This is a genomic window from Chitinophaga sp. GbtcB8, from assembly GCF_019091455.1.
GTDB lineage: Bacteria > Bacteroidota > Bacteroidia > Chitinophagales > Chitinophagaceae > Chitinophaga.
The window spans coordinates 1-3,229 of sequence record NZ_JAGXJN010000081.1 but is presented as its reverse complement, the minus strand read 5'-3'; the positions used below and the strand labels follow the sequence as shown (position 1 = coordinate 3,229).

The window sequence follows — 3,229 nt, the reverse complement described above, 5'->3', positions numbered from 1 at the left end:
CCTTTTCTAATAAATACGGCGGCTACCTACTCTCCCGCATTGTGGTGCAGTACCATCGGCCATGAGGGGCTTAACTTCTCTGTTCGGAATGGGAAGAGGTGAACACCCTCGGCATAACCACCATAAGATCTTTATGGAAGCTTAAAGCTTAAAGCAGAACGCATAAAGCTTGCCTGCATCGGTTTTAATACCACGCAAGTGCTTTTTGCTTTCAGCTTTCGCCTTTCAGCCTTAATAATTTACATATTGGGAAGTTGTACAGAGATGTATTAAAATAAAATTAAAGCTTACGGGCAATTAGTACTACTCGGCTGCGATGTTACCACCCTTACACCTGTAGCCTATCAACGTCATAGTCTCTGACGGCCCTTAAAAGTAAACTCATCTTGAGGTTGGTTTCACGCTTAGATGCTTTCAGCGTTTATCCATGCCGTACATAGCTACTCAGCACTGCACCTGGCGGCACAACTGATACACCAGCGGTACGTACGACCCGGTCCTCTCGTACTAAGGTCATGTCCTCGCAATTTACTAACGATCACAACAGATAGGGACCGAACTGTCTTGCGACGTTCTGAACCCAGTTCACGTGCCACTTTAATCGGCGAACAGCCGAACCCTTGGGACCTTCTCCAGCCCCAGGATGTGACGAACCGACATCGAGGTGCCAAACCTCCCCGTCGATATGAGCTCTTGGGGGAGATCAGCCTGTTATCCCCGGAGTACCTTTTATCCTTTGAGCGATGGCCCTTCCATGCAGAACCACCGGATCACTTTAGCCAGCTTTCGCTCCTGCTCGGCTTGTTTGCCTCACAGTCAAGCACCCTTTTACTAATGCGCTCTGCGTACGATTACCAACCGTACTGAGGGTACCTTTGCGAGCCTCCGTTACTTTTTAGGAGGCGACCACCCCAGTCAAACTACCCACCAAACAATGTCCCCATTACTGGGTTAGACTCTAAGTAACAGAAGGTTGGTATTTCAACGTTGACTCCACAACTCCTAGCGAAGCCGCTTCATAGTCTCCCAACTATCCTACACATCTGTCACTCAAAATCAATGTTAAGTTGTAGTGAAGGTTCACGGGGTCTTTCCGTCCCGTTGCGATTAACCGGCATCTTCACCGATACTACAATTTCACCGAGCTCGTGGTGGAGACAGTGTCCAACTCATTAGACCATTCGTGCAGGTCGGAACTTACCCGACAAGGAATTTCGCTACCTTAGGACCGTTATAGTTACGGCCGCCGTTTACTGGGGCTTCAGTCAAGTGCTTCGCCTTGCGACTAACACCCTTCCTTAACCTTCCAGCACCGGGCAGGTATCAGGCTCTATACGTCATCTTTCGATTTTGCAGGGCCCTGTGTTTTTGTTAAACAGTTGGTTGGACCATTTTACTGAGACTGCATCACTGCAGTACGCCTTATCCCGAAGTTACAGCGTCAATTTGCCTAGTTCCTTCACCACGGATCACTCGAGCGCCTTAGGATATTCTCCTCGACTACCTGTGTCGGTTTACGGTACGGGCTGCTATAACCTAACCTTAGAGGGTTTTCTTGGAAGTCTGTTTAGGGACATTATCTGCGCTGCCGAAGCTTTGCAGTACTATCAGGTTCGCCATCTCATGCGGATTTACCTACACAAAATTTAACTACTCCCTTTAACGCACTATTCCGTAAGTGCGCAGTCCTTTCACTACTCCGTTACCCCATCGAAATTATAGCAGGTACTGGAATATTCACCAGTTTGCCATCAGCTGCGCCTCTCGGCTTTGCCTAAGGACCCGACTAACCCTGATCCGATTAACGTTGATCAGGAACCCTTAGTCTTACGGCGATAAGATTTTTCATCTTATTTATCGTTACTTATGCCTACATTTTCTTTTCCAAACGCTCCAGCATATCTCGCGATACACCTTCAATGCAGTTTGGAATGCTCCCCTACCGATTCTTACCCCTAGGGCAGAATCCTAAAGCTTCGGTTGTATGTTTGATGCCCGATCATTTTCCGTGCTCAAACCCTCGACCAGTGAGCTGTTACGCACTCTTTAAATGAATGGCTGCTTCCAAGCCAACATCCTGGCTGTTATAGGATTTGAACTGCGTTTGTTCAACTTAACATACGATTAGGGACCTTAGCTGTTAATCTGGGTTATTTCCCTCTCGGCCATGGACCTTAGCGCCCACAGCCTCACTCCCGTTCTTATATCATAGCATTCGGAGTTTATTAGGGTTTGGTAGGCGGTGAAGCCCCCTAGCCCAATTAGTAGCTCTACCTCTATGATACCTTTAAACGAGGCTGTTCCTAAAAACATTTCGGGGAGAACGAGCTATCTCTCAGTTTGATTGGCCTTTCACCCCTATCCACAGGTCATCCCATAGCTTTTCAACGCTAATGAGTTCGGTCCTCCAGTTTGTGTTACCAAACCTTCAACCTGCCCATGGATAGATCACAAAGTTTCGCGTCTACCCCCACTGACTATAACGCTCTGTTAGAACTCGCTTTCGCTGCGGCTCCGCAACTTAAGTGCTTAACCTCGCCAGTGAGGAGTAACTCGTAGGCTCATTATGCAAAAGGCACGCCGTCACCCTTTAACAGGCTCCGACCGCTTGTAGGCGCACGGTTTCAGGAACTATTTCACTCTTCTGTTCGAAGTGCTTTTCACCTTTCCCTTACGGTACTGGTTCACTATCGGTCTCTAGGGAGTATTTAGCCTTACCAGATGGTGCTGGCAAATTCATACAGGATTCCTCCGGTCCCGCACTACTCAGGATACTACGCGTCCACTAGAATTTCTGCCTACAGGACTTTCACCTGCTTTGGTTCATCTTTCCAGATGATTCAGCTTGATCTAGCTTTCTAAATGTAGTCCTATAACCCCGGGACAGCACGCCATCCCGGTTTGGGCTCTTCCCCGTTCGCTCGCCACTACTTAGGGAATCATTATTTATTTTCTTTTCCTGCAGGTACTTAGATGTTTCAGTTCCCTGCGTTGGCCCCCTTGCGGGTAATACACCTTCAGTGTACTGGGTTGTCCCATTCGGATACTTACGGATATAACGCTCGTTTGCAGCTCCCCGTAACTTTTCGCAGCTTACCACGTCCTTCTTCGCCTCCTAGAGCCTAGGCATCCACCATGCGCCCTTATTCGCTTTAAAAATCTTCAACAAATTAATACCTCTCGTATACAACTTGTTTTCCCAATATGTCAAAGAACTTATCTCTAGTGC

General features: G+C 47.8%; 2 rRNA genes. Both read right to left on the bottom strand.

Annotation, left to right across the window (positions count from 1 at the left end):
* Nucleotides 1–13: 13 nt before the first annotated feature.
* Nucleotides 14–125, bottom strand: a 5S ribosomal RNA gene (gene rrf, locus KVT36_RS31415).
* A 152-nt stretch (nt 126–277) separates the two neighbouring features.
* A 23S ribosomal RNA gene (locus KVT36_RS31410) occupies nt 278–3,157 on the bottom strand.
* Between the last annotated feature and the right edge of the window lie 72 nt (nt 3,158–3,229).